Source organism: Arthrobacter sp. CJL-S3, assembly GCF_056711635.1.
The window spans coordinates 2,184,000-2,209,468 of sequence record NZ_CM160046.1 but is presented as its reverse complement, the minus strand read 5'-3'; the positions used below and the strand labels follow the sequence as shown (position 1 = coordinate 2,209,468).

Below are 25,469 nucleotides of genomic sequence, written 5' to 3'. Positions count from 1 at the left end.
TCAGTTCTCCTCAGCGAGCAATGCCGTGATATCTGCGTCCTCAAGCCGGCGGAACGCCCGGCGGGTGCCGCGGCTGCTTTCCGAGCCGCGGTCCAGCACCGCCACCTCCACGGCCGAAGGCGGCAGCGTGGTGGTTTCCTTGTCCGCAACGAGGCCGGCCAGCGCAAGCCGGATGGCGCCGGCAAAGTCCAGTGCGCCCTGCCAGCCCGCCGCGACGGCCTCGGAGACCTTGTCCGCCTGGCCGCCCATCACGATGAAGCCCTTCTCGTCGGCGATCGACCCGTCGAAGGTCAGCCGGTACAGGTGGTCCTCGTCCGGGGAGGACCCCACCTCGGCTACGGCCAGTTCGACTTCGAAGGGTTTTTGTTCCGCGGTGAACACCGCCCCGAGGCTCTGCGCGTAGACGCTGGCGAGGCCCCTGGCGGTGACGTCCTCCCGGTCGTAGGAGTAGCCGCGGACATCCGCGTACCGGACCCCGGCCTGCCGGAGGCTCTCGAATTCGTTGTATTTGCCCACGGCCGCGAACGCGATCTTGTCGTAGATCTCGCCGATCTTGTGCAGTGACGGCGAGGGGTTTTCGGCCACGAGGGCAATCCCGTCGCGGCAGCTGATGACCACCACGGAGCGCCCGCGGGCGATGCCCTTCCGCGCGAAATCCGCGCGGTCCTTCATCAGTTGTTCGGGCGATACGTAAAACTGCTGGGTCATCTCAGGCCTCCCGCTGGGCCACGGCCCGGGACTCGATGATGGCGCCGGCCATGACCGCGAGTTCGCGTTCCGGAACCCGGAAGGCGCCTGTTCGGTTGACCACGTAGACCACCGGCCAGAGCTGCCGGACGGGGTCGGGGCCGCCGGTGGCGGAGTCGTCGTCGGCGGCGTCGTAGAGCGCTTCTACGGCGACGGAGACGGCGTCGCGCTCGGGAAGGTTGGGCCTCCAGAGTTTCTTGAGCGCGCCGCGGGCGAACATCGAGCCGGAACCGACCGTGTGGTGTTCCTGCTCCTCGTACCGGCCGCCGGTGACGTCGTAGGAGAAGAGCCGGCCCAGGCCCGCGGGACGGTCGAAGCCGGCGAACAGCGGGACGACGGCGAGGCCCTGCATCGCCATGGGCAGGTTGCTGCGGACCATCGCGCCGAGCCGGTTGGCTTTGCCGTCGAGGCTCAGGAGAGTCCCCTCGATCTTCTCGTAGTGTTCGAGTTCGACCTGGAAAAGCCGGGTGATGTCCAGGGCGATCCCCGCGGTGCCGGCGATGCCGAGCACGGAATACTGGTCCGCGGGGAACACCTTCTCGATGTGCCGGCTGGCGATGACGTTGCCCATCGTCGCGCGGCGGTCGCCCGCCATCAGCACCCCGCCGGCGTAGGTCAGCGCAACGATGGTGGTCCCGTGCGGCGCCTGCAGGGGCGTGGCGGTGTTCCCCGCCGGGAACGGCTGGCCGGACGGCTGCTGGCCGAACGGCAGTTGGCCGAAAGGCAGTAAATCGGGGCGCTGGCGCTGCAGGTGTTCGGTGAAGGAGGACGTGGCGTTGGCTGCTACCTGGTTGGCGGTGGTTTCCTGCACTGGTGCACTCCCTCAACGTAGTGAATCAACGACTTCCGGCCCTCAGCCCTGTGCCGGCGCAACCCCTGGGCCGCCGCGGTCCGGGCGGTGCGCTACTGGCCGCCCTTTTGGACGAACGCCCGGACGAACTCCTCGGCGTTGGACTCCAGCACCCCGTCGATCTCATCGAGCAGATCGTCGACGCCCTGGGTGGCGGCTGACGCCTGGCCCTCCGCGGGAGCCGGCGGGGCGGCGGGAACGTCTTCGTCGACCTCGGTGTCCCGCGACTGCGGCTGCTGCTGCTCCTGGCCTGCCATTGTTCTCTCCTTCTGTCCGTCCCCGCTTTGCAAGGGACTTCATGTAAGCCATATTGCCACGCCCGGAGCCCCTGCGGGGACTCTTTGGCACTAGGAACCGGGAGGGAGTCCCAGCAGCTCGGAAAGGAACGGTCCGGCCTCCCGGTGGCGGGCGAAGAGGCCGCCGGTGAGGGCCTCGGTTCCGCGCAGCGGTTCCCGGGTGGGGACCCGCTGCAGCCTGCCGCGGCCCGGCACATCGAAGATCACGGAGTCCCAGCTGGCGCCGACAACGTCGGCCCCGAAGCGGCTGACGCAGCGTCCCCGGAAGTAGGCCCGCGTGTCCGACGGCGGCTCGGTGACCGCCCGCTGGATCACGCCGTCCTCGACGATCCGCCGCATCCGGTCCCGCGCCAGCAGGCGGTAGTAAAGCCCCTTTTCGGGCCGGATGTCCGCCCACTGGAGGTCCACGAGGCCCAGCCGCGCGTGGCCCCATTCCAGTCCGTCGCGGTCCCGGTAGCCCTCCAGCAGCGAGAGTTTCGCCAGCCATTCGACGGAGGACGCGGCCGCGGCCCGGTCGTTGCCCAGTTCGGTCAGTGTCGCCGACCAGCGTTCCAGCACCTCGTGGGTGTGGCCGTCCCCGTCCACGGCATCGGCGACGCCGGTGTCCTGGGCATGCTTCGCGGCCGCTTCAAAGTAGATCCACTGCAGGTCCAGGGCGGTGATCCGGCGCCCGTCGAGCAGCCGCAGCGTGGCGGTGAGCGAGGTGTCATGGCTGACCGCCTGCAGTGCGGCGACCGGCTCATGGACTTCGACCTTCGGGGCCAGGCCGGCCTCGATCAGGCTCAGGACCAGGGCCGTCGTGCCGAATTTCAGGTAATTGGCGGTCTGGCTGAGGTTGGCGTCTCCGATGATGACGTGCAGCCGCCGGTACTTGTCCGCGGTCGCGTGCGGTTCGTCACGGGTGTTGATGATGGGGCGGCGGATGGTGGTTTCGAGGCCGACCTCGGTCTCGAAAAAGTCCGCCCGCTGGCTGATCTGGTAACCGGGGCGGGAGCCGTCCTGTTTCATGCCGACCCGGCCGGCGCCGCAGAAAATCTGGCGGGTGACGAAGAACGGGGTCAGTCCGCGGACGATGTCGCCGAACGGCACCGCACGGGGCATCAGGTAGTTCTCGTGGGAGCCGTAGGAGACCGACTTGTTGTCGGTGTTGTTCTTGTAGAGATTAACCGGGGGCAGCTCGGGATCCGCGGCCAGCCGCCGCACCGCGGCGAGGGCCACGAGGTCCCCGGCGGCATCCCATGCGACGACGTCGCGCGGGTTGGTCACCTCCGGGCTGGAGTACTCGGGGTGGGCATGGTCGACGTACAGCCGGGCGCCGTTGCCGAGCACCATGTTCATCAGCAGCGTGCCGGACTCGTCCTCGCCGTCGGCTTCCAGCTCCTGCCGGCCATAGGCCAGGGCGACCGCCTCGGCGTCGAGGACGGGAGGCTGGTCGGTCAGCTGGTCCGGTTCGGCCTGGCTGCGCTCCAGCGTCCAGCCGCGGGCGTCATGCAGCGGTTCCTCGTCGGTGTAGTCCCAGCGGGTTTCGGCCCCGCCGGCGGCGCGCTGCCGGGTCACCTGGGCGTAGGCCTGGATCACGCGGGCGGACATCATGGTGGCGTTGGCGCCCGGCGCGGACGGGGCGTGGATGCCGTATTCGGTCTCCGAGCCCATCACCCGCATGGCACCGCCGACCGGCAGCCCGCCGGACACGCAGGCCGGCCTGCCGGGTACAGCCGACGTCACAGGTACTGGCCCGTGCTCGGCATCGTCTCGATGGACTTGCCGGGTTCCTGCCCAGCCTTGCCCTGGACGATGGTGCGGATGTACGTGATGCGCTCGCCCTTCTTGCCCGAGATCCGCGCCCAGTCGTCCGGGTTGGTGGTGTTGGGCATGTCCTCGTGCTCGCGGAACTCGTCGACGACGGCGCGCAGCAGGTGGTCGATCCGGATGCCCTTCTGGCCCACGGTGAGCAGGTCCTTGATGGCGTACTTCTTGGCCCGATCCACGACGTTCTGCACCACGGCGCCGGAGTTGAAGTCCTTGAAGTAGAGCATTTCGGTGTCGCCGTTGGCGTAGGTGACCTCGAGGTATTCGTTGGACTTGTCCGTGGAGTACATCGCCTCGACGGTGCGCTGGACCATCGCATCCACGGTGGCCTGCACATCGCCGTGGTGCTCGGCGAGGTCGGACTCGTGGAAGGGAAGGTCGGCGGTGATGTATTTGTTGAAGATGTCCGCCGCGGCTTCCGCGTCGGGGCGGTGGATCTTGACCTTGACGTCCAGGCGGCCGGGCCGCAGGATCGCCGGGTCGATCATGTCCTCACGGTTGGAGGCGCCGATTACGATCACGTTGTCGAGCCGCTCCACGCCGTCGATCTCGCTGAGCAGCTGCGGGACGATGGTCGTTTCGACGTCGGAGGAGATGCCGGTGCCGCGGGTGCGGAACAGCGAGTCCATCTCGTCGAAGAACACCACGACCGGGCTGCCCTCGGAGGCCTTCTCCCGGGCGCGGGCGAAGATCAGCCGGATGTGCCGTTCGGTCTCGCCGACGTACTTGTCCAGCAGTTCCGGTCCTTTGATGTTGAGGAAGTAGCTCTTCATGTCCGTTTTGCCGGTGCGTTCGGCGGCCCGGGCGGCGAGGGAGTTGGCGACCGCTTTGGCGATCAGCGTCTTGCCGCAGCCCGGCGGGCCGTAGAGCAGGATGCCTTTCGGGGCCTTGAGCCCGTGTTCGCGGTACAGGTCCGGATGCAGGAACGGCAGTTCCACGGCGTCGCGGATCTGCTCGATCTGCGGCCCCAGGCCGCCGATGTCCTGGTAGGTGATGTCCGGCACTTCCTCGAGCACGAGGTTCTCCACCTCGGAGCGCGGGATCTTTTCGAGGGCGTAGCCGGTGCGGGAATCGATCGAGAGGGCGTCGCCGACCCGGAGCTTCTGCGAGAGCAGGGCGCCGGAGAGCCGGATGACGCGTTCCTCGTCGGCCCGGCCGACCACCAGGGCACGGTCCGTGCCCAGCATCTCCTTCAGCGTGACCAGGTCCCCGGCCCGTTCGTAGCCCAGCCCGGCGACCACCATCAGGGCCTCGTTGAGGAGGACCTCCTGGCCGACCGCCAGCTGGTTCATGTTGACCAGCGGGCTGATCCCGACGCGCATCTTCCGGCCGGCGTTGAAGATGTCGACCGATTCCTCGGTGGCGGCCTGCCCGCCGTTGCCGGCGGAGGGATGGCGTTTCGGGTTCAGCTGCAGCACGGTGCCGAAGCTGTACGGCGGCTGGCCCTCCTGGTCGAGGGCGTTCTTGAGCCGGAGGATTTCCGCTTTCGCGGTTTCCAGCATGCCCACGAGCTTGGAGTTGTTCTGCGTCGCGGCGGCGAGCTGGCGGTCAATGTGCCGGAGTTTGTCCCGGAGAATATTGACCTGCCGCTCGGCCACGGACAGTTCGCTGGCGTGCGCCTGCCCCGCGGATGCTGCCGCGTCCTCTGCAGGCGTCTGGCCCGGATCAGTGTTCGGAGTCTCCATCGTGCATCAGCCCCTTCCTACGCTTCTATTAAGACATTAGCCCCAAGACGCCGGACCCCGCTGAAGACTTCCGAAATGCGGACTACTTCGTAATATCAGGATCGTCCTTGACGTTGGTTCCAGCAATGGCGTCGCGGGCCGCCCGGCGCAGCTTCTTGTCAGAGACGGCGCGCTCCCCCACGGCGCCGGGCGTCCAGGCGTTGACGTCCTCGGCGTTGAAGTCGGTCTTGGACGGGCGGCGCTTCACGGAGATGCCCGTGACGCCGTCGGCCAGCCGGCGGGTCACGAGCAGGAAGCCGGTGTGCGCGACCATCCGGTGGTCCGGACGGACCGCCAGGCCCTCGAGGTGCCAGCCGCGGACCATGGATTCCCAGGCGTCGGGCTCGGTGAAGCGGCCGTCGGCGCGGATGGCCTCCGCGGTCCGGGACAGCTGTGTCACGGTGGCGACGTAGTTGATCCACACGCCGCCGGGGGCCAGGACGGTGGCAACGGCGTCGAGGCATTCCCAGGGCGCCAGCATGTCCAGGACCACGCGGTCCACGGAGCCGGGCTCCTCGGTGCGGACCACTTCCTCCTGGAAATCGCCGAGGGAAATCTGCCAGGCCGGGTGCGGGCCGCCGAAGATCGTCTCGACGTTGCCGCGGGCGATGTCGGCGAATTCCTCCCGGCGCTCGAAGGAATGCAGGTAGCCGTTGTCGCCGACCGCGCGGAGCAGCGAGATGGACAGGGCGCCGGAACCGACGCCGGCTTCCACGACGCGTGCGCCGGGGAAGATGTCCGCCATGGTGACGATCTGGCCGGCGTCCTTGGGGTAGACGACGGCTGCGCCGCGGGGCATCGAGAGGACGAAGTCCGAGAGCAGGGGGCGCAGCGTCTGGTACTGCTGGCCGACGTTGTTGACCACCACGGAGCCGTCCGGCTTGCCGATGATCTCGTCGTGGTTCAGGAAGCCGCGGTGCGTGTGGAAGGCCCCGCCGACTTCGAGGCTGATGGTGTTCATGCGGCCGCGCTCGTCGGTGAGCTGCACCCGCTCTCCCTCCCGGAACGGTCCGCGGCGGCGGGCCGCGCCCACGGGTGCGTCGGCAGCACGTGCCGGGGCCACCGCCGGGGCGTCTGTGCTCGTGGCCGGACTAGTGTCAACACCCTCGGCGGATACGCCGTCGGCGGTTACGGCGTCGTCGGGGCTGGTGCTGGCGGCGGTGTCGCTGCTCATGAAAGTGTTCCTCGCTCCTGTAAAGCTGTGTGGCCGCGGAAATCGCCGGCGGTCCGGCTGCTCGCGCCCAGGGCGGTGCGCCCAGGCCGGAAATACACAACCGGCAGGTAACTCTACCGGCTTTGCCCGAACATCCGCTTGCCGGACCCGGGATTCTTGCCCGTCAGGGCGCCCAGGACCGCGGACTGGCGCAGGAGGCCGGTCACCGTTCCGTCGCGGTCGACGACGGCGTATTCCAGGCCGTCGAGCTGGGCCAGGTACTGGATCAGTTCCTGTCCTTTGGACCACTCCGGGACCCAGGCACCCTCCCCGAGCGCGTAGGACACGGCCGTGAGGGGCGTGCTGGCAGCGGCGGACGCGGGGACCGTGGCGACGGCCCCGGCATCCACCACGGCAGCCGGCCGCCCGTCCGGGCGGTAGAGCACGACGGCGGGACCCGCCCCCGTGGCGGGGTCCGGGGCCAGTGCCAGCACGTCGGCCACGGACGCCCCTTCGGGGAGGCCCACGGCCGGTTCGGCCAGAGCGCCGGCTTCCACAAGCGGCAGGCGGCTCCGCAGCCGGGCCTGTTCGATGGAGGCGGTGGCGCCCATCCAGAGGAAGCTGCCGACAAGGACCGTGATGAGCATCAGGGAGATGTCCGGCCGGTCGCCGCTGAGCACGGGCAGGACCACAAACCAGGCCACGAGGGCGATCACGATGATCCGCCCGCCCCAGCCGGCCGCCACGGTGCCCTTTTCCTGGCTGCCGGTCAGTTTCCAGACGGCGGATTCGACGAGCCGGCCGCCGTCCAGCGGCAGCCCCGGCAGGACGTTGAAGATGCCGATCAGCAGGTTGGCCCAGACGAAGATGTTGGTCAGGATCCCGGGGACGCCGGTCAGATCGCCGGCCGTCAGCAGGAGCCAGCCGCCGGCGGCGAGGACAAAGTTGGCCAGCGGACCCGCCATCGCTACGAGGACGGAACGGCCGGGTGACGCCGTGAAGGCCTCGAACTGGGTGTGGCCGCCCCAGAGGTTGAGGACGATCTTTTCGCTGGGCCAGCGGTAGATCTTCGCGGTCAGCGCGTGCGCGAGCTCATGCACCAGGACGGAAATCAGCAGCAGGACAGCGTAGGCGAACGCCACGAAGTAGGCGCCGATGCCGAGGTAGGGGTTGTTCGCCTGCAGCACCGGGCCGTAGACGATCACCGTGAACGCGGCAATGATGAACCACGAGTAGGCGAGGATCACCGGGATGCCGGCGATGCGCCCCAGCGGGATTCCCTCCTTGCGGCCCTGCTTCTGCGGGTCCTGGCCGCTGCGGCCGCGGGTGTCGGTGTCAGTCATGGACCGGGACCTTTGCGGCGCCGTGTTCCGGCCGGCCCCCGGGGACGCCGTTGAGGCCGCCGGCCAGTCCGAAGGTAGCGTCCGGGAATTCGTGGCGCAGCGCGACGAGCTCTTCGAGGTCGGCCACGGTGCGCCCGGCCAGGGTGTCCCACATGGCGTGGCGCGGATCATGCGGCAGCGGCACGATATGGGGGATGGCGACGGTCAGCACGCCGGAGGCGACGGCGGCCGCGACGCCCGGCCCGGAGTCCTCCAGCGCGATGCAGTGGTGCAGGCCGAGTTCCGGGTCCTGTTCCTGCAGCAGCCCGACCGCCGTGAGGTAAGCCTCGGGGTGTGGTTTGCCCTGGGTGACGGTGTCCCCGGTGACGAGGAATTCGAAGTAGGGCCGGGGCAGGCTGGCCACGATCTCCCGGGCCAGGGGGGCCTCGGACATGGTCACCAGGGCGCAGCGGATCCCCGCGGTGTGGAGCTCCTCCAGCAGTTCGCGGGCACCGGGCCGCCACGGCACGGAGGCGCGGACCTGGCTGATGACGTGGGCCGTCAGGATGTCGATGATCTCCCGGCGCTCCAACGCCACCCCGGCGTCCTGCAGGATGCCCGCAGAGAAGACCAGCGACTGGCCCACCAGCTGCATGGCCTTCTCATGGGACCACTGCCCGCCGTGCGCGGCAACCAGGGCGTGTTCGGCCTCGATCCAGTACGGCTCGGTGTCGACGATGGTGCCATCCATGTCCCAGAGCGCGGCTTTGAGCAGGGGCTGGGGAGCTGAGGATTGCATGCTTTCCAGTCTACGGGGCGGCCCTGTGAGGGGCCTGATACTACGCCTACGGCGAATATCGGCCGCGGACCGCCGTTTTCCGGCGCTTCATTCCCTGCGGGGGCCGGGTCCTTGGACGTAGGGTGAAGGGATGAATAGCTTCGAGGTAGACCCCGCGGAAACGGGCGACGTGCCCGAGCCGGAACGGCTGCTGCAGCCCGTACCCGAGGGCCGGCGCATCACGGTGATGCTCGCCGCCTTTGAGGGCTGGAACGACGCCGGGGAGGCTGCGAGCGATGCCCTGCGCTACCTCAACAAGCTCTGGGGCGGCAAGAAGGTCGGTTCGGTCGACGCCGACGAGTACTACGACTTCCAGTTCACCCGGCCCACGATCCGCCGCACGTCCTCCGGTGAGCGGAAGATCAAGTGGCCGTCCACCCGTATTTTCAAGGCCAGTGTTCCGGACTCCAATGTGGACGTCATCTTCGTCCAGGGCACCGAGCCGTCGTACAAGTGGCGGGCCTACACGGCCGAACTGCTGGTCCACGCCGAGGCACTCCATGTTGACTACGTCATCCTGGTCGGCGCCCTCCTCGCGGACGTGCCGCACAGCCGACCGATCCCGGTGAGCACCTCGACGGATGACCCTGCGCTGCGTGAGCGGATGGACCTTGAGGCCTCGCAGTACGAGGGTCCCGTGGGGATCGTGGGGGTCCTCGCCGAGGTGGCGCTGCTGGCCGGGCTGCCCACGGTTTCACTCTGGGCCGCCGTGCCGCACTACGTGGCACAGGCGCCCTCCCCCAAGGCACAGCTCGCGCTGCTGCACCGGATCGAGGAGCTCCTACAGGTTCCGCTCGACACCCAGGACCTCGTCGAGGAGTCGGACGCCTGGGAACGCGGCGTTGACGAGCTGGCGACCGAGGACCCCGAGATCGCGGCCTATGTGCGCCAGCTGGAGGAAGCGAAGGACACCGCCGACCTCCCGGAGGCCAGCGGCGAGTCGATCGCCCGGGAATTCGAGCGCTACCTCAAACGGCGCGGCAAGGACAAACCCTAGAGTTCGACGCCCAGCAGGGCGTTGATGGCGTCGGCCGCCAGGGCCGCGTCCGGGGCTGATCCGGGCTGGGCCGCCTCGAGGGCCGCCGCGGCCCACTCATCCATGGCGGCGACAGCCCCGGGGGCGTTCAGATCGTTAGAGAGCTCGGCGCGGAGCCGGGACACCAGCCCGGCCGCCGAACCCGCGGGCGCCGCGTCCAGGGCGGCCCGCCAGGTGCGGAGCCGTTCCTTGGCCTGGGCGAAGCCGGCCTCGGTCCAGGACCAGTCGCTGCGGTAGTGGTGGGCCAGGATGGCCAGCCGGATCGCGGCCGGGTCCTCGCCGGCGGCCCGTAGTTTGGAGACCAAGACCAGGTTTCCCTTGGACTTGCTCATCTTCTCGCCGTCGAGCCCCACCATGCCGGCGTGCGCGAAGTGCTGCGCCAGCGGCACACCCGTCAGGGAGTAGGCATGTCCGGCGCCCATTTCGTGGTGCGGGAAGATCAGGTCCGAGCCGCCGCCCTGCACGGTGAACGGGGCAGGCAGGTACTTCTGGGCGATGACGGTGCATTCGATGTGCCAGCCGGGCCGGCCCTCCCCCAGCCCGTCCCCGGGCCAGCTCGGTTCGCCTTCGCGGGCAACCCGCCAGAGCAGCGGGTCCAGTGCCTGGCGTTTGCCGGCCCGGCCGGGGTCGCCGCCGCGTTCGGCGAACAGCCCCAGCATCTCCGCGTCGGACAGTCCGGAAACGGCGCCGAGGGTCCAGGCGTCCGTGGCCTCGGCGGAGTGCTTGCCGGCCGCTTCGACGTCGTAATAGACGTCCCCGTCCGGTTCGCCGGCGGTGCCGGCCACCCGGTAGGCCAGGCCCCGTTCCACCAGGCGTTCGATCGCGGGAACGATCAGGGGAATGGCCTCCACCGCACCCACGTAGTGGTCCGGGGCCAGCACGTTCAGGGCTTCCATATCGGTCTGGAAGAGCTTGATCTGGCTGGCGGCGAGATCGCGCCAGTCCACGCCGGTGGCGGTCGCGCGCTCCAGCAGGGGGTCGTCGACGTCGGTGACGTTCTGGACGTAGGAGACCTGCTGGCGGCCGTCCCGCCAGGCGCGGTTCAGCAGGTCGAACGCGACGTAGCTGGCCGCGTGGCCCATGTGGGTGGCGTCATACGGGGTGATTCCGCAGACATACATCGACTGTTCGCCTGCTGCCCCGAGGGTGACGACGCTGCCCTTGGCGGTGTCGAAGAGGCGGAGGGCAGGCATGCTGCCCGGGAGCTGGGGAACGGGGCGGGAGATCCAAGACTTCACAGCCCAAGCCTAGTGCTAGGCGCTGATGACGCCGAAACCGAGCAGCAGGTACAGGGCCAGGCCCAGGAGAATCCGGTACCAGACGAACAGCCGGTAGCCATGGGTCGAGACGTACTTCAGGAACCAGCCGATGATGATGTAGCCCACCACAAAGGCGACGGCGGTGGCCAGCGCCGTTTCCGGGAGGCTGTAGGGGCCGGTGATGCCGTCCGCGGAGACCACCTTGTAGAGCTGGTAGAGGCCGCTGCCGAACACGGCCGGGATGGCCAGCAGGAAGGAGTAGCGGGCCGCCGCTTCGCGGGTGTAGCCCATCAGCAGCCCGGCGGTGATCGTGCCGCCGGAGCGGGAAACCCCGGGAATCAGGGCCATGGCCTGGGCCAGGCCGTAGAGGATGCCGTGTTTGTAGGTCAGCTGGGTCAGCTCGCGTTCCTGGCGTCCGAAGGCGTCGGCGACGGCGAGGATCATGCCGAAGACAATCAGCATGGTGGCGACGATCCAGAGGCTGCGGAGCACGGATTCGATCTGGTCCTGGAACAGCAGGCCGAGGATGATGATCGGCAGGCTGCCCAGGATCACCAGCCAGCCCATCCGGGCGTCCGGGTGCTGCCGCGGGACTTTGCCGGTCAGCGATCCGGCCCAGGCGGTGACGATCCGCACAATGTCCCGCCAGAAGTAGACGATGACGGCGGTTTCCGTGCCCAGCTGGGTGATTGCCGTAAAGGCGGCCCCGGGGTCGGCAGCGTTGGGAAGGAAGGAGCCAACGATCCGCAGATGGGCGCTTGAGGAAATCGGGAGGAATTCTGTCAGTCCCTGCACAAGGCCCAGAAAGGCCGCTTCAAACCAGTTCACGTAGATAGACCCTACGTCATGAAGGCGTCCGAACCCCCGTAAGCTAGCTGACATGCAGCAGCGTTATGTCGGCAACAGTGGGTTGCGCGTGTCCTCCCTTTCCCTTGGCACCATGTCCTGGGCCCGGGAAACCGATGAGCAGGATGCCTCGGCCCTGCTCCGCACCTTTATGGACGGCGGCGGCACCCTGATCGACACGGCCGCGTCCTACAGCGACGGCCAGGCGGAGGCGATGCTGGGCGGAATGCTGGGCGACGTTGTTGCCCGCTCCGAAGTGGTCATCTCCACGAAAGCCGGACTGTCGACGTCGGACGGCCGCCGCGGCGTGGACACGTCCCGGAACGGGATGCTCTCCGGCCTGGACGCGAGCCTCGCCAGGCTGGGCACCGACTACGTGGACCTGTGGTTCGCCCAGGCCTGGGACCCCAACGTCCCGCTGGAGGAGACCCTGTCCGCGCTCGAATTCGCCGTCCGCTCGGGCCGTGCCCGCTATGCGGGGGTCTCCAACTTCAACGGCTGGCAGACGGCCAAGGCCGCAGCCGTCGCGGGGTTCCCGCTGGTCGCGAACCAGTCGGAGTACTCCCTGCTGCACCGCGCCCCCGAGGCTGAACTTATTCCCGCCATCGAGGACGCCGGCCTGGGCCTGATGGCCTGGGGGCCGGTGGGGCGCGGGGTGCTGAGCGGCAAGTACCGCGGGCACATTCCCGCGGACTCACGGGCAGCCCATGCCCGGCTGGCCGGCTACGTCGAGCCGTACCTCGAGGGGACCTCATCCAGTGTGGTGGAGGCCGTGGCGATGGCGGCGAAGGGGCTGGGCCGGACAGCGCTCGACGTCTCACTGAGCTGGCTGCTCTCCCAGCACGGGGTGGCGACGGCGATTGTGGGCCCGCGCACGCCGGTGCAGCTCAAGGAGATCCTGGATTCAACGCTGGCACCGCTTCCGCCGCAGATCGCCCAGGCCCTGGAGGACGTGTCCAGGCCCGCCTGAGCCTCGTCTGAGTCACAGCCGGATCCCGGGTCACTGCAGGAACCAAGGTCACTGCAGGATCCAGGGTCACTGCAGGATTTCGAGGTCTTCCTCGTCGTCGACGTCTTCTTCCTCGTCGTCATCGCCGTCGTCATCCAGGACCCCAAGTCCTGTCACTTCGCCGTACGCTTCATAGAGGGAGTCGTCGTAGACTTCAAAGGCATCAGCAACGGCAAAAAACGCCGCCTCGACCGCGGGGTCCCCGGGTCCCCGGCGTGCTGACGCAGCGGCGAGGTGTTCCCCCAGGGCAGCCGTCAGGGCTTCAAGCGCGACACGCGGATCGATGCTCATGACTTCACGTTAGCCGGAAAAAGAAGAAAATGGAGAGCAATGAAGGAACATTTTCTCAGCAGTTCAGTCCGGCGGGAACGGGACTATGTGAGGCAGTACGAGTACCTCGTACTGACGGTCAGTCCTGAGGATTCCCTGCCGGAAGCGCGCCGCCTCCTGGTGGAACACTCCGAGTACGGCAAGTGGGAACTGGAGCGCAGCGTGCTGTATTTGGGCGGCGGCCGCCGCTTCTGGCTCCGCCGCCGGGTCACCCAGGTCCAGCGGACCGTCTAGGGTCCTGGAGACCAGCGGACCGTCTAGGGCGTCTCGAGCGGTCCCAGCCACGCGTTGGCCACTGTGTTGTGCGCTGATTCGTCGTCGGAGGGGTGGAACATTCCCGCGAGCACGTCACGGTAGAGCCGTTCCAGCTCGGAGCCGCGGAAGTAGCTCGAACCCCCGGATACCCTGATGGCCAGGTCCACGACCGTGCGGGCCGTCTCCGTGGCGCTGACTTTCAGCCCGACCAGTTTCGGAAACCACTGGCTGCCGTGATCGGCCAGCGCGTCGACGTCGGCGGCGACGCTCGAGAGTTGCGGGTACAGCGCGTCCATCGCCATGGCCGCGTCTGCCACCTTCCAGCGGATGTCGGGGTCCTGGGCGTAGCTGCGCCCGCCGTTCTTGAAGGACGTCCGCCGCTTGACCGCGTCAACGCCCAGGGCGAGGGCCCGTTCGCCGATGCCCGTGTAGACCGCGGCCAGCAGCGTCTCGAAGCAGGCGAAGATGGCGAAGATCAGCGGGTCCGCGTTCGGGCCGACCGGCAGCGTGCGGAAGATCCGCTCCGCCGGCACCACCGCGCCGTCCAGGACCGTCGTGTTCGACTGGCTGGCGCGCATGCCCAGGGTGTCCCAGTCGGCCAGGATCTCGTACCCGGGACTCTCCCGGGTGAGGAAGCCGTGGACCAGCTGTCCTTCGCCGTCCGCGGCCGAGGCGTCTTTGCCGAAGATCCCCAGCCGCGTCCATGCCGGCGAGAGGCTCGTGAAGATCTTGCGGCCGGTGAAGGCATAGCCGCCGCCGTCCTGCGGGACAGCCGTGGTGCGGGAGTCGAAGAGCACCGAGTCGTTCCCGGCCTCCGAGTTCCCGAACGCGAAGATCTCACCCTGCCCGGCCTCCCGGAGGACGAAATCGAGTGACGCATCGCCCCGGGCGGCCAGGACGTGCGCGACGCCGGTCCAGACCAGATGCATGTTGATCGCCAGCGCGGTGGCAGGGGCCGCCGTCGCCAGCCGCCGCTGCAGCTGCGCCGCCGCCTGGAGCCCGAGCCCCAGGCCGCCGTCGGACGCCGGAACGAAGATTTTCAGGTAGCCGGCCTCCGCCAGCTCCGTCAGATCCTCGTGAAAGAAGGCGTTGTCCCGGTCGTAGCCGGCGGCGCGCCCGCGGATCCGTTCCAGCAGGGCATCGGGCAGGACATCTTCGGGGCTCATGGGACGGGGTCTTCCAGGCTTCACGTAACAGGTTTCAGTAATTGGTGAGCAGGGTATCGAGCACCCGGGCGCCGAACTTCAGGGAGTCGGTGGGGACGCGTTCGTCCACGCCGTGGAACATCCCGGTGAAGTCCAGTTCGTCCGGGAGCTGGAGCGGCGCGAAGCCGTACCCGGTGATGCCCAGGCGGCTCAGGGACTTGTTGTCCGTGCCGCCGGACAGCGTGTAGGGCAGGACCTTGGCCCCCGGGTCCCCGGCGTGCAGTGCGTCGATCATGGAGTCCACGAGATTCCCGGCGAACGGCACCTCCAACGAGACGTCATTGTGGACGTAACTCACGTCCACGCCCTTGCCGGCGAGTTCGCGGACGATTTCGAGGACATGCTCCTCCTGGCCGGGCAGGGTCCGGCAGTCGATCAGGGCCTCCGCCGATTCGGGGATCACATTGTGCTTGTAGCCGCCCTTGAGCAGGGTGGGGTTGGTGGTGTTCTGCAGGGTGGCGCCCACGAACCGGGCCACGGTGCCGAGCTCCTTGAGGATCTTGTCCGGATCGTCGGGATCGAATTCCACGCCCGTGAGTTCCGTCACGCCGTCGAGGAACTGCCGCGTGGTGGGCGTCAGCTCCACCGGCCAGCGGTATTCCCCGATCCGGGACACCGCGCTGGCCAGCCGCGTGACCGCGTTGTCCGTGTTGATCTGGGAGCCGTGGCCGGCGCGGCCGTGTGCGACGAGGCGCAGCCAGGACAGTCCCTTTTCGGCGGTCTGGAGCAGGTAGGTGCGCTGGCCGCCGATGGTCGCGGAGAAGCCGCCGACCTCGGAGATGGCCTCGGTGGCGCCGTCGAAGAGTTCGGGCCGTTTCTCGATTGCGTAGCGGGCGCCGTAGGTGCCGCCGGCTTCCTCGTCGGCGAAGAACGCGAAGATCAGGTCCCGCTTGGGTTTGCGTCCGGTGCGGGCGAAATTCCGCAGAACCGAGAGGATCATGGCGTCCATGTCCTTCATGTCCACGGCGCCGCGGCCCCAGATCATGCCGTCTTTGAGTTCCGCGCCGAAGGGATCCACCGACCACTGCTCGCGGAGTGCGGGGACAACGTCCAGGTGCCCGTGGACCACGAGGGCGCTGGCGGAGGGATCCTCGCCGGCCAGCCTGGTCACCACGCTGGCGCGGCCCGGGGCGGCCTCGAAGATCTCGGCGTCCAGCCCCACTTCGGTCATCAGTCCCGCGGTGTATTCGGCGGCTGCCCGCTCCCCCGGGCCGGAACCGTCGCCGTAGTTGGACGTGTCGATCCGGATCAGTTCCTGGCAGATCCGGACGACTTCGTCCTCGGGCCTGATGTCAGTCATGTTTCACTCCTCGTGGCGGCGGCTCTGTTGCTGGCTTCAGCCTACCCACATGCCTGTTCTGGCCCCGATTATTTGTTTCGGGAAAGTTCATGCTAGAGTCTTTCTCGCTGCTTCGGAGAAAACCGAAACGCTGAAAGGCGAAAAGGTACACCGAATACCACCTGCGCGGGTGGCGGAATGGCAGACGCGCTAGCTTGAGGTGCTAGTCCTCGAAAGGGGGTGGGGGTTCAAGTCCCCCTCCGCGCACAAAAGGAAAACCCCCAGAATCCAAGGATTCTGGGGGTTTTTTCTGTCCCCGCCCACGCGGGCTTCCGTTTCACCCACGCGGATGCAAATGACGCTGACAGACGCGGCTCGTCGGTATCTGCCTCTTGGGACACGGCCTGTAAAGCTGACGCAGCAGACATCCAAGCCATTGCGGCGCCGGCGTCCCTCTCCCTGAAACTGGAAGGGACCTGCCAGCGGCGGCCGGCTACCTCATTGGACGGTGGATGGCGACCCGCCGCGACGTCCCCCGGTGCCGCACCTTGAGTTTCCTCGGGGTTCCAGCCCCATGCCTCCGCCCGAAAGCTTCAGCACGCTTGCGTGGAGGTCTCAGCCCTGCCCGGCTTTCAGAGCGAGCGAGATGGGCGAGCATCCCCAAGGTAAAGGCCATCCAGAGAACCGCCACAGCGAGGACGATACCAATCAGGGTCAGAGGATGCATGTGAGCCCTCCATGGGGTACTTCGGTGTGGGTCGGCACGCAGCCGGCCCGGTGGCCTTAGTCCCTCCCCCGCTTGAATGATCTCAGGTTCGTCCCTTCTCCGGAAGTAGCTCCCACCATGGGCCCTCATGCCTGAGGTAAGGGGCGGGGCAGCAGTTCACCGCGCCGTCAGAACTCGACGTCGCGCACGAGGGTGATGAGTTGGTCCTTCGTCTCCCCGGCAGTGGGCCCCGTCGGGGAGATCAGGACCTGCGCGGTGAATGTCGCGAGGTCCTGGCCCCTGACCACCATGACGGACAGGGTCGTGATCGGCACGTCGCCGGCCGGACGGAGGGACTTCGGTCCAGCGGGTTCGGTGCCCATGTTGAAGGCCGCCTTGTCCCCGACGCCGTCGAGCGGCTCGCCGGGCAGGCCCCGGGCCCCCAGCGCCGGGGCCGAGCCCTCGAGGACTTCGATGGAGAAGACCAGGGAGTCCGGGCCCGGTGTGCCCAGGTCGCCGAACGTGTAGCGGCAGTTGACCTCGCCGGGGAGGATCTGCGGCCGGGTCTTCGCCCCGAAGGCCTGCCGGACCTCATCGGGACTGACCAGGGCGCAGACCGCGTTGTTTGTCGTCGCCGGCGGCCCCACGGGCGGGGCGGCGGGGACGCTGAGCGCGGTGCCGTTGCCCCAGCCGGCGTCCACCGCGGCCTGTGCGAGTGCCCGGGCCATCGCGTCGCCGTCCGGGGTGCCCGCCCCGGCCATGGGCGCTGCGGCGACGTAGGGCATCTCGAGGGTCTCGTTGCCCCGGACAGCCGTCAGGACGACATTCGCGGACGCGCCCCCGGCCTCACCGCGGAAGTACCCCGTCCACTGCAGGCAGGCAAAGTCGCCGATGCCCGTGACTGGTGAGCAGTCGGCCGTCGACTTGGCTTTGGAGATGTCGGTGTCCGACGCCGGAGACATGAGTGCCACCGAGAGGAACGTCGATCCCTGATCCGACTTGCTCGAATAGGTGCACAGGTAGGCTTTGCTGCCCGGCGGCCTGGCCGGGCTGACCTGGCCCACCGGCACAAGCCCGGGTTCGGCTTTCGCCGCAATCTCCGGTGTGATGAGATCGCAGGCCGGATTTCCCGTGCCGGATGTGGGGGCCTGGGACGACGCCGGCCCGCTCCGGCCCGCGGGCGAGCACGCGGTGAGGAACAGGGCGAGCACGGACACGGACACGACGCCGAGTCGAACCGGGCGGGACCGGCGGCTAGGCACGGGACTCCGGTCCGGGTCCGCGGGCGAGGCCCACCCGGGCATTGCCGGCGAGGTGCACAAGCACCCCGACCACGAGGAACGCGGCCAGCACCTGGGCGCTCGTAGCGATCACTGCGGGCCAGCCGCCGTCGAGCCCCGGGTTGAGGAAGTCGTAGGGATACCAGCCGTCGAGGGCACCGCGCACCCACGAGAAGATCAGGAAAGCGACCGGGTAGCAAAGCCAGACGAGGGGCCTCCGCCACGGGCCGCGGACGGTACGGGTGACCACGAGCCAGTCGAGCCCCGCGACCAGCGGTGCGATGCGGTGGGTGATCATCCACGGCCAGTACATGTCCAGTGTCCACCACGCTTCACCGGGCGGGGCCACGAGCACCACGTAAATAATGCCCGTCATCACCAGGTAGAAGGCGAGGGCTCCGAACAGGTGATCCCACCACAGGGGCAGCCGTGCACGCTGCCGCGTGGCGGACACCAGGAACACGAGACCGAGGACGAGGTTTGATTGGAAGGTGAACTGGGAGATGAGTTGGGGGATGTCGACGGAGTTGCCCGGCTGCGTCGCGTCATAGATCTCCTGGGCGAGGGCGGCGAGTATCGCAAGTCCGGCCCCGCCGCGCGCCAGCCGGATCCAGAGACGGTCCGGATGCAGCGCCCGGTTTGCGCCCGCGTTGCGTTCGACGGGGGGAATCAGCGTCAGCACATCACTCATGGCATCAGTGTGTCGGTGCGCGGCGCCGGACCCTAGAGCCATAAGGACCTGGTTGCCTCCATCCGCCGTCAGCCGCCAGGGGCGCCAGGAAGCACGGGGCCTATGCTGGTGCCGTGACACCCTCCCCAGTTCCCGTCGACGTCGTCGTCCAGACCGGTCCCGCCGAGTGGTGGGAGGTCCTTGCCGCCCTGGGTCCGCTGGCCGTGCTGCTCGCGGCGGTCATCGGGGCCGCCGTCAGCCTGCGCACCCTGAAGCAGCGCGCCGCCGCTGACACGGCCGCGCTCGCCCAGCAACGGGAAGCCGACAACCGGAGCGAGTGGTGGGACCGCACCCAGTGGGCCCTGGACAGCTCCCTCTCCGATGACCCGCGCCGGGCCGAACTGGGCCTGGGGGTCATGGCGGTCCTCGCCGACAGCGGACTGGCCAGCCCTGAGGAACTCAAGATCATCACGGTGGCCTGGGAAGATCCGCTGGATCTCGCCCCGGCCCGGCCGGCCGTCGTCGCGCGGCCGGAAGCCGCCGTCTCCGGACACCGTGCCGCCTCCCGCGACCCCGGCGTGCAGAACGCAGCCGCCAGGCTCCGCCTCGTCACCGACCGGCGCCTCGGCCTGGCCACCCCGGACTGGGTCAAGGACCTCGCCGCCGGGACACGGCAGCGCTAGTCCTCCACAGGGTTCCCCCTGCCAGCTCCGGACCGCCGCGGCCGGCTGACCCCGGTTACTTCAGCAGCTCGGCCATGCCCGCGGCGTTCCGGTCATTGTCCGTCAGCGGTTCCAGGCCCCAGGCGTCCTCGATCGTGCGCAGCAGGGAATAGTGCGTGAAGCGGGTGTCCGAGGTGTAGCCGGTCCGCGCCGCGGGTCCGGCGAAGACCGTGGCAACCCGGTTGCTGGCGCGGCTGCCCTCGTCGTACGTGACCACCAGGAGGGAGTTCCCTGTTGTGAACGCCGGCGAGGCGAGGATTTTGGGAACCTGCCGGGACAGCCAGTCGTCGCCGGTCCGGACCGGGCAGTCGTGGGTGCCGCTGCACATGTCAGGAGTGATGAAGGCGTAGTCCGGCAGGCTCCGGGTTGACTTCAGGTCCGCGTCCAGCCGGTCCAGGGGCACCACATGGTCGGCGCACGACTCCCTGTCATCTGTCACGGAGGGATAGTACATAAACGGGTTGTGCTTCACCGCGTACTGTCCGGAGTCCTCCGCCCGGCAGGGTCCGGGCATCCCCTCGGCGTACATCCGCCATTCCCGCCCCGACCTGGTGATTTCGTCGGCAATGCTGCGCACATCCGCCCGGCAGCTGCTTGCCCCGGGATCGCAGTTGCTGGTGATACCGGCAGTGGTGCCGCTGGTCAGGGCCAGGTAGTTCGGCAGGCTGGGCCGGGTAATCGCATGATAGTTGGCCGCCAGGGCGTGGTCCTTTGCCAGCCTGTTGAAGTAGGGCGCATCTCCGGCGCCCAGAATCCGGCTGGCGGCCTTGTTCTCCATCACGATGATGACGACGTGATCGACCGTGCCGGTCCGGGCGGGACCGGGCGGCGGCCACGTGCACCCGGCCAGAAGCAGGACCAGCGCAAGCACGGCGGCCCGGGCGGGACCGGCAACGCTCCGCACTGCGCCCGCCGCTTCTAGGCGTCCGGAGGCAGCGCGGACCGGATGGTACCGACGAGGGAACGGAAGCCGGGATCGGCCTGCAGCGCATCCAGCAGGACGGGTCCGCGCGGACCGGCCAGCGGTATGCGCCAGTTGGGGTACTGCGTGCTGGTCCCGGGCTGGTTCTGCGTCCGGGTCTCCCCCACCGCGTCAACGAGTGCCACGCCCAGCAGGGACGAGGGCGTCAGCGTCGTGAACGCGTAGAGCGCCTCGACGGTGGCCTGCACGTCCTGGTGCCCCGGCTCCGGCAGGAGACCGCGTTCCCGCAGGAGGCCCAGCACCGCCTGCTGCTCGGCGGCGGCCTCGGCGCGCTCCTCGTCCACCGGACGCTGCAGCAGGCCCAGGGATTCGCGGAGCGTGACGTGTTCGCCCGCCAGGTAGCCGGCCGTCGGGGGCAGGTCGTGGGTGTTGACGCTGGTCAGGCACTGCTGGCGGTACCGCTCCGGCGCGATCGGGCCGTCGGCGTCGTGCTCGAACCAGAGGATCGACGTGCCGAAGATGCCGCGTTCGGCCAGATAGTCCCGGACCCACGGCTCAAAGACGCCCAAGTCCTCGCCGATCACGATCGCTCCGGCCCGCTGCGCCTCCAGGGCAAGGATGCCGATCAGCGCCTCGTGGTCGTAATAGACGTAGGTGCCGTGCTCCGGCCCGGCCCCTTCCGGGATCCACCACAGCCGGAACAGGCCCAGAATGTGGTCCACCCGGATTCCGCCGGCGTGGCGCAGCACGGTCCGGAGCATGTCCCGGTAGGCGGCGTAGCCGGATTCGGCGAGCCGGCCGGGGTGCCAGGGCGGCTGGGTCCAGTCCTGCCCCTGCTGGTTGAACATGTCCGGCGGGGCGCCGACCGTGACGTCCCGGGCCAGCACCCCGGCAAGCGACCAGTCGTCCGCGCCGCCGGGTTTCACGCCGACCGCAAGATCGTGGATGACGCCGATTTCCATGCCCGAAAGCCGGGCCGAGCGCTGGGCGGCTTCGAGCTGCTGGTCGCAGAGCCACTGCAGCCAGCGGTGGAACTCGATCCGGCCTGCCAACAGGGCCCGCTGCTCCTTGCAGTAGGGCGTGTCCGGCGAGGTGGCCTCGGCAGACCACTGGGGGGCGTCCGGGGGCAGCTTCTCGGCCAGGGCGCACCACAGGGCAAAGTCGTCGAGTCCCTGCCCCTCCCCGGCGCAGAAGTCAGCGAACGCGACGCTGCGTGCGGGGTCGCGGGGGACGCCGAACAGCAGCTCCAGCGCGGCGAGTTTGGCCCCGTAGCTGGAGTTCCGGTCCAGCAGACCCTTGGAGTGGTTCGCCGCGTGCTGTTGATTCGCCAGCCGCTCCACCTCGGCCCGGCCGGCCGGGCCAAGGTAGCCGTATTCGAGGATCTCCTCCACCCGGAGGTAAAGCGGGTTGAAGTAACGCCGCGTCGTGGGCAGGTAGGGCGAGTCCTCGACCGGCGGCCGGGGCTCGGCGGCGTGCAGCGGGTTGACCAGCAGGAAACCGGCTCCCTCCTGCCCGGTCATGGCGGCGAGATCGGCGAGGTCGGAGAAGTCGCCGATGCCCCAGGACCGGGAGGACCGCACGGAATAAAGCTGCGCGGTCAGGCCCCAGTTCCGCCGCCCGGCGAGCGCCTCGGTCGTGCGGAGCCTCCGCGGTGTGACGATGAGCGGGCACTGGGCCACCGTGCCCTCATTGTCCGCCAGCAGCGTGTGCCAGCCCAGGGGCAGGTGGTCCGGGACCGCGAACACCGCCCGGCCGGTGAGAACGCCGTCGACGTCGGCCGGCGCGTCCCAGTTCTCCCGCTGCGTTGCCTCGTACCGCTGGCCGTCCTCGGCGACGATCCAGACGCTGACTCCACTCCCCTGCGGGACGTGGACGTTGACGGGGAGTTCCTGCCCTTCACGGGCGACGGCGACCGGCGGCAGCAGGCGCCGCCACGGTGCCAGGCGGGCCTCCGCCAGGGACCGTTCCATCTCGTCCGGTTCCCCGGCCGGGACGCCCAGCGCGGCCAGGACGCCGCGCAGGGTGCCGTCCGCGACGGAGCGTTCGACGCCGTCCCAGCCCCAGTAGGAGGTCCCGACGCCGTGGGCGGACGCCAGTTCCCGCAGGAGTGTGGCTGCGCCGGGCCCGTTGTTGTGGTTCATTCCATCAGCCATGGGGCAACTCTAGACGCTGCCCCCGTGCCCCGTACCGTGTCGATGGACGTGGGTTTCGCCGACCAGTTCATGCAGGCCCTCGACGGCGCGCGCCAGGGACAGTTCCGGGGAAGCCACGATAAACGGCATCAGGAGCCGGTTCTCCTTCTCCAGGTGCAGGGCGAAAATGTTCCGGATGGAGCCGGCCGCCACGGCGGCGTCCACCCCGGTGGATCCCCGCAGTTCCTCGACCAGTCCGACGATCACCTGATGCTCGGCCAGCATCCCCTCCACGAGCAGCTTTCCCTGTGGCAGGTTCCGGGGCGCACTGTACAGCGGACCCTCCTCGGCGAGCGCATGCGGGACGAGATCGGTTTCGCACCACTCCACCAGCACCTCGTGGGCATCGTGCTCCGCCACGGTGTCACCCGTCCGGACAGCGCGGACCAGCGTCGCCGTCAGCGCGCTGAGGCGCTTGAGCATGCCCGCATGGTGCTGCTCCACCGCGGCCAGGGCCTCGGCGTCCTCATCGGCGTTCTTGTTGGTGCTGGCCGCTGGCTGATCCATGACGTCTCCTACGTCCGCTGATACGGGTATTGGTAAATGCGGTTTGTGCCGGCTGGGCGGTGCCGCTGCCGGCACACCAATTTGGGGGCACGCTGTGGGGCAAGCGCTCTCTTTCCCCACTGTACGGCGGAGACCCGCCCGGGCACCGGGCCTTTCGGCCCGGCCAGCCAAGGCCGGCCTGCCCGGGGATTTCGACGCCGGCTTTAGACTCGGCCGCAGCGTCCGCGCTAGCCTTGCAGCCTATGGTCGACGTCGAACGGTTCCGGGCCCTCCTCCAGGAGGAGCGCCGCCGGAAACTTGTGCTCCTCCCCGCGCTTCGCCGGGACATCTCCTCGGTGAACGCCGCCCGGCAGGATTCCAACGTCGACGACGAACACGATCCCGAGGGAGCGACGATCGCGTTTGAGCTCTCCCAGGCCTCCGCCCTGCTGGAGCAGAGCCGACAGGGCCTCGCGCAGATCGAGGCGGCCCTGGAACGGATCGACGCCGGCACGTACGGCAGCTGCGCCGTGTGCGGGGAACACATCGCGGAGGGCCGGCTGGAGGCACGGCCCTGGACCCCGTACTGCATCCGGCACAGTGCCGGACCCGCCGCCGGAACACCGGGCCGGACCAGAGCATGACCAACGCTGCCGAGACGTGGTGGACCCGGATTGTCGCCGGATTCACCCACTCCCCCGTCCCGCACGTCACCGGCACTGAGCTAGCCCTCGTCATTCTGCTGGCCGTCGCCCTCTCCCTGCCGCGGGTGACCTGGCGGTACTTCGGGCTGCTCGCCACCGTCACCCACGAACTCGGCCACGCCTTCGCGGCCCTCATGACCGGGCAGCGTCTGGGCGGCATCCACCTGCGCCTGGATCACTCGGGCACCACCACCACCTTCAGCCGCCGGCCCCTCGCCGCCGTCTGGTCCACGTTCTGGGGCTACCCGACGCCGGCCGTCGTCGGCGCCGCGATGGTCTGGAGCGGCTTCAACGGCTGGGGTCCGGCGGCGATGTCCCTCGGAACCCTCATCCTGCTGGCCTCGTTCCTGTTCATCCGCAACGGCATCGGGCTGCTGATCACCGCGGCCGCGGTCCTGGCCGCCGCCCTGCTGGTGCTGTTCGTCCCGCCCGAATTCAACGGCCATGTCATGATCGTGCTGGGCCTGGCACTTCTCGTCGCCGCCGTCCGGGACCTCGGCAAGCTCGCCAACGTGCACCTGAAGCGGCGGGACCGGCTGGCGACGTCGGACGCGTACCTGCTCGCCCGGGCCACCCGCATCCCCGCCGTCGTCTGGATCGTGCTGTTTGCCGCCGTCGTCGGTGCCGCCTGGTGGGTGGCGTGGCAGCCGGTGTCGCAGGTGTTCGCAACACTGCCGTCCCTGACCGTGCCCGGAGAAGGCGGCACCCCGGCATAGGCTGGGACCATGAGCACAACACACACGGATAACCCGGGATTCAGCACCAAGGGCGCCTACGTCACCGGAGGTGCGGAGTTCAACCGCGACACCAACTACATCGAGGACCGGATCACCCGCGACGGCGCCCCCGGCCGGAACGGCGAGCCCGGCTGGCCGGTGGAGCCCGGACGCTACCGGCTGGTCGCGGCCCGCGCCTGCCCGTGGGCCAACCGGACCGTGATCGTGCGGCGGCTGCTAGGCCTCGAGGACGCCATATCCCTCGGCCAGCCCGGCCCCACCCATGACGCACGCTCCTGGACCTTTGACCTGGATCCGGGCGGCAAGGATCCGGTGCTCGGCGTGGAACGGATCCAGGAGTCCTACTTCCGCCGGTTCCCCGACTATCCCCGCGGCATCACCGTGCCGGCCATCGTCGACGTCGCCACCGGCCAGGTGGTGACCAACAACTTCCCGCAGATCACCCTCGACTTCTCGACCGAATGGACCGCGTACCACCGCCCCGGCGCCCCGGACCTCTACCCGGAGACACTGCGCGGGGAGATCGACGCGGTCAACAAGCGGGTCTTTACCGAGGTGAACAACGGCGTGTACCGCTGCGGCTTCGCCGGCACCCAGGAAGCCTACGATGCCGCCTACGACCGGCTCTGGACCGCCCTGGACTGGCTGGAAGAGCGCCTCACCGGACAGCGGTACCTCGTGGGAGACACGATCACCGAGGCCGACGTCCGGCTCTTCACGACGCTGGCGCGGTTCGACGCCGTCTACCACGGGCATTTCAAATGCAACCGGCAGAAACTCACCGAGATGCCGGCACTGTGGGCCTACGCCCGCGACCTGTTCCAGACCCCTGGGTTCGGCGACACCACCGACTTCGTGCAGATCAAGCAGCACTATTACATCGTCCACGAGGACATCAACCCCACCGGAATCGTTCCGGCGGGGCCGGATTTCGGCAACTGGCTGACCGCCCACGGCCGCGAGACCCTCGGCGGACGCCCCTTCGGCGTCGGAACACCGCCGGGCCCGGTCCGGGCCGGGGAGGAAGTCGCCCCGGGGCACGGGGCGGAGTAGGCAGGCCAGCGGCGGGGGTTCGTCCAGTTGTCGCAGCAA

Annotated in this window: 25 protein-coding genes and 1 tRNA gene; 8 read left to right on the top strand and 18 right to left on the bottom strand. The window is 68.9% G+C overall.

Going from position 1 to position 25,469, the window contains the following annotated elements; genetic code table 11:
• The 8 genes from prcA to AC06G6_RS09965 all read right to left on the bottom strand — a co-directional run bounded on the left by prcA (position 1) and on the right by AC06G6_RS09965 (position 8,700).
• Positions 1 to 708 (bottom strand): proteasome subunit alpha, encoded by a 708-nt coding sequence (prcA, locus tag AC06G6_RS10000; protein ID WP_354350229.1) that lies wholly within the window; start codon positions 706 to 708, stop codon positions 1 to 3.
• Position 709: 1 nt separating this feature from the next.
• A complete protein-coding gene (gene prcB, locus AC06G6_RS09995) occupies positions 710 to 1,558 on the bottom strand; it encodes a proteasome subunit beta (RefSeq protein WP_479821611.1) in 849 nt (282 codons plus the stop codon).
• A 92-nt stretch (positions 1,559 to 1,650) separates the two neighbouring features.
• On the bottom strand, positions 1,651 to 1,854 hold the full coding sequence (locus AC06G6_RS09990) for a ubiquitin-like protein Pup (protein WP_024365265.1): 204 nt from the start codon (positions 1,852 to 1,854) through the stop codon (positions 1,651 to 1,653).
• A 90-nt stretch (positions 1,855 to 1,944) separates the two neighbouring features.
• On the bottom strand, positions 1,945 to 3,555 hold the full coding sequence (gene dop / locus AC06G6_RS09985) for a depupylase/deamidase Dop (protein ID WP_479828622.1): 1,611 nt from the start codon (positions 3,553 to 3,555) through the stop codon (positions 1,945 to 1,947).
• A 59-nt stretch (positions 3,556 to 3,614) separates the two neighbouring features.
• Positions 3,615 to 5,387 (bottom strand): proteasome ATPase, encoded by a 1,773-nt coding sequence (gene arc / locus AC06G6_RS09980; protein ID WP_479821609.1) that lies wholly within the window; start codon positions 5,385 to 5,387, stop codon positions 3,615 to 3,617.
• A gap of 82 nt (positions 5,388 to 5,469) precedes the next feature.
• Entirely contained in the window at positions 5,470 to 6,600 is a 1,131-nt protein-coding gene (locus AC06G6_RS09975; RefSeq protein WP_479821607.1) for a tRNA (adenine-N1)-methyltransferase, read from the bottom strand.
• A 113-nt stretch (positions 6,601 to 6,713) separates the two neighbouring features.
• Positions 6,714 to 7,922, bottom strand: a complete 1,209-nt coding sequence (locus tag AC06G6_RS09970; RefSeq protein ID WP_479828514.1) for a site-2 protease family protein — start codon at positions 7,920 to 7,922, stop codon at positions 6,714 to 6,716.
• The gene (locus AC06G6_RS09965) at positions 7,915 to 8,700 is read right to left on the bottom strand and encodes an HAD family hydrolase (RefSeq protein ID WP_479828513.1); all 786 of its coding nucleotides are present in this window, start codon (positions 8,698 to 8,700) and stop codon (positions 7,915 to 7,917) included. Before AC06G6_RS09965 ends, AC06G6_RS09970 begins: the two co-directional genes overlap by 8 nt.
• Positions 8,701 to 8,830: 130 nt before the next feature.
• Here AC06G6_RS09965 and AC06G6_RS09960 point away from each other — a divergent pair, with 130 nt between their 5' ends.
• A complete protein-coding gene (locus AC06G6_RS09960; RefSeq protein WP_479828512.1) occupies positions 8,831 to 9,736 on the top strand; it encodes a PAC2 family protein in 906 nt (301 codons plus the stop codon).
• Here the strand turns inward: AC06G6_RS09960 and mshC are convergent.
• Together mshC and AC06G6_RS09950 are read right to left on the bottom strand one after the other, a co-directional pair.
• Positions 9,733 to 11,013, bottom strand: coding sequence for a cysteine--1-D-myo-inosityl 2-amino-2-deoxy-alpha-D-glucopyranoside ligase (mshC, locus tag AC06G6_RS09955; protein ID WP_479828511.1), 1,281 nt, complete (start codon positions 11,011 to 11,013; stop codon positions 9,733 to 9,735). The genes AC06G6_RS09960 and mshC overlap by 4 nt on opposite strands.
• A 15-nt stretch (positions 11,014 to 11,028) precedes the next feature.
• On the bottom strand, positions 11,029 to 11,862 hold the full coding sequence (locus AC06G6_RS09950; RefSeq protein WP_479828510.1) for an undecaprenyl-diphosphate phosphatase: 834 nt from the start codon (positions 11,860 to 11,862) through the stop codon (positions 11,029 to 11,031).
• A 52-nt stretch (positions 11,863 to 11,914) separates the two neighbouring features.
• On the opposite strand from AC06G6_RS09950, the gene AC06G6_RS09945 reads away from it, so the two are divergent.
• Positions 11,915 to 12,850, top strand: a complete 936-nt coding sequence (locus AC06G6_RS09945; protein WP_307464897.1) for an aldo/keto reductase — start codon at positions 11,915 to 11,917, stop codon at positions 12,848 to 12,850.
• 66 nt (positions 12,851 to 12,916) lie between these two features.
• On the opposite strand, the gene AC06G6_RS09940 is transcribed toward AC06G6_RS09945, so the two are convergent.
• Positions 12,917 to 13,180, bottom strand: coding sequence for a hypothetical protein (locus tag AC06G6_RS09940; RefSeq protein WP_479828509.1), 264 nt, complete (start codon positions 13,178 to 13,180; stop codon positions 12,917 to 12,919).
• A 39-nt stretch (positions 13,181 to 13,219) separates the two neighbouring features.
• On the opposite strand from AC06G6_RS09940, the gene AC06G6_RS09935 reads away from it, so the two are divergent.
• The gene (locus AC06G6_RS09935; RefSeq protein WP_307464900.1) at positions 13,220 to 13,453 is read left to right on the top strand and encodes a DUF5703 family protein; all 234 of its coding nucleotides are present in this window, start codon (positions 13,220 to 13,222) and stop codon (positions 13,451 to 13,453) included.
• Positions 13,454 to 13,476: 23 nt separating this feature from the next.
• Here the strand turns inward: AC06G6_RS09935 and AC06G6_RS09930 are convergent, their stop codons facing one another.
• A complete protein-coding gene (locus AC06G6_RS09930) occupies positions 13,477 to 14,640 on the bottom strand; it encodes an acyl-CoA dehydrogenase family protein (protein ID WP_479828508.1) in 1,164 nt (387 codons plus the stop codon).
• Positions 14,641 to 14,674: 34 nt separating this feature from the next.
• The gene (locus AC06G6_RS09925) at positions 14,675 to 15,979 is read right to left on the bottom strand and encodes a M20/M25/M40 family metallo-hydrolase (RefSeq protein ID WP_479828507.1); all 1,305 of its coding nucleotides are present in this window, start codon (positions 15,977 to 15,979) and stop codon (positions 14,675 to 14,677) included.
• A 163-nt stretch (positions 15,980 to 16,142) separates the two neighbouring features.
• Between AC06G6_RS09925 and AC06G6_RS09920 the strand changes: the two genes are divergently transcribed.
• Positions 16,143 to 16,225 (top strand) — tRNA-Leu (locus AC06G6_RS09920).
• Between the two features lie 627 nt (positions 16,226 to 16,852).
• Here the strand turns inward: AC06G6_RS09920 and AC06G6_RS09915 are convergent.
• Both AC06G6_RS09915 and AC06G6_RS09910 read right to left on the bottom strand, forming a co-directional pair.
• Complete coding sequence (locus AC06G6_RS09915) at positions 16,853 to 17,926, bottom strand: hypothetical protein (protein ID WP_479828506.1); 1,074 nt, start codon at positions 17,924 to 17,926, stop codon at positions 16,853 to 16,855.
• Positions 17,919 to 18,635 (bottom strand): Pr6Pr family membrane protein, encoded by a 717-nt coding sequence (locus tag AC06G6_RS09910; RefSeq protein WP_479828505.1) that lies wholly within the window; start codon positions 18,633 to 18,635, stop codon positions 17,919 to 17,921. Before AC06G6_RS09910 ends, AC06G6_RS09915 begins: the two co-directional genes overlap by 8 nt.
• 113 nt (positions 18,636 to 18,748) lie before the next feature.
• Between AC06G6_RS09910 and AC06G6_RS09905 the strand changes: the two genes are divergently transcribed.
• Positions 18,749 to 19,297: a hypothetical protein gene (locus AC06G6_RS09905; protein WP_479828504.1), complete on the top strand. Its 549-nt coding sequence runs from the start codon at positions 18,749 to 18,751 to the stop codon at positions 19,295 to 19,297.
• A 55-nt stretch (positions 19,298 to 19,352) separates the two neighbouring features.
• Here the strand turns inward: AC06G6_RS09905 and AC06G6_RS09900 are convergent, their stop codons facing one another.
• Genes AC06G6_RS09900 through AC06G6_RS09890 form a run of 3 tightly spaced genes read right to left on the bottom strand, consistent with a single transcriptional unit; the run spans position 19,353 to position 22,957 of the window.
• Entirely contained in the window at positions 19,353 to 20,240 is an 888-nt protein-coding gene (locus AC06G6_RS09900; RefSeq protein WP_479828503.1) for an alkaline phosphatase family protein, read from the bottom strand.
• Between the two features lie 14 nt (positions 20,241 to 20,254).
• Positions 20,255 to 22,411, bottom strand: a complete 2,157-nt coding sequence (gene malQ, locus AC06G6_RS09895; protein WP_479828502.1) for a 4-alpha-glucanotransferase — start codon at positions 22,409 to 22,411, stop codon at positions 20,255 to 20,257.
• A gap of 9 nt (positions 22,412 to 22,420) precedes the next feature.
• On the bottom strand, positions 22,421 to 22,957 hold the full coding sequence (locus AC06G6_RS09890) for a hemerythrin domain-containing protein (protein ID WP_479828501.1): 537 nt from the start codon (positions 22,955 to 22,957) through the stop codon (positions 22,421 to 22,423).
• A gap of 242 nt (positions 22,958 to 23,199) precedes the next feature.
• Between AC06G6_RS09890 and AC06G6_RS09885 the strand changes: the two genes are divergently transcribed.
• From AC06G6_RS09885 to AC06G6_RS09875, 3 genes are read left to right on the top strand one after another with little or no spacing between them, the layout of a single operon-like run.
• Complete coding sequence (locus AC06G6_RS09885) at positions 23,200 to 23,580, top strand: TraR/DksA family transcriptional regulator (RefSeq protein ID WP_479828500.1); 381 nt, start codon at positions 23,200 to 23,202, stop codon at positions 23,578 to 23,580.
• The gene (locus AC06G6_RS09880; protein ID WP_479828499.1) at positions 23,577 to 24,356 is read left to right on the top strand and encodes a M50 family metallopeptidase; all 780 of its coding nucleotides are present in this window, start codon (positions 23,577 to 23,579) and stop codon (positions 24,354 to 24,356) included. The genes AC06G6_RS09885 and AC06G6_RS09880 overlap by 4 nt, the downstream gene beginning before the upstream one ends.
• 9 nt (positions 24,357 to 24,365) lie before the next feature.
• Positions 24,366 to 25,430, top strand: a complete 1,065-nt coding sequence (locus AC06G6_RS09875; protein ID WP_479828498.1) for a glutathione S-transferase family protein — start codon at positions 24,366 to 24,368, stop codon at positions 25,428 to 25,430.
• Positions 25,431 to 25,469: the final 39 nt, after the last annotated feature.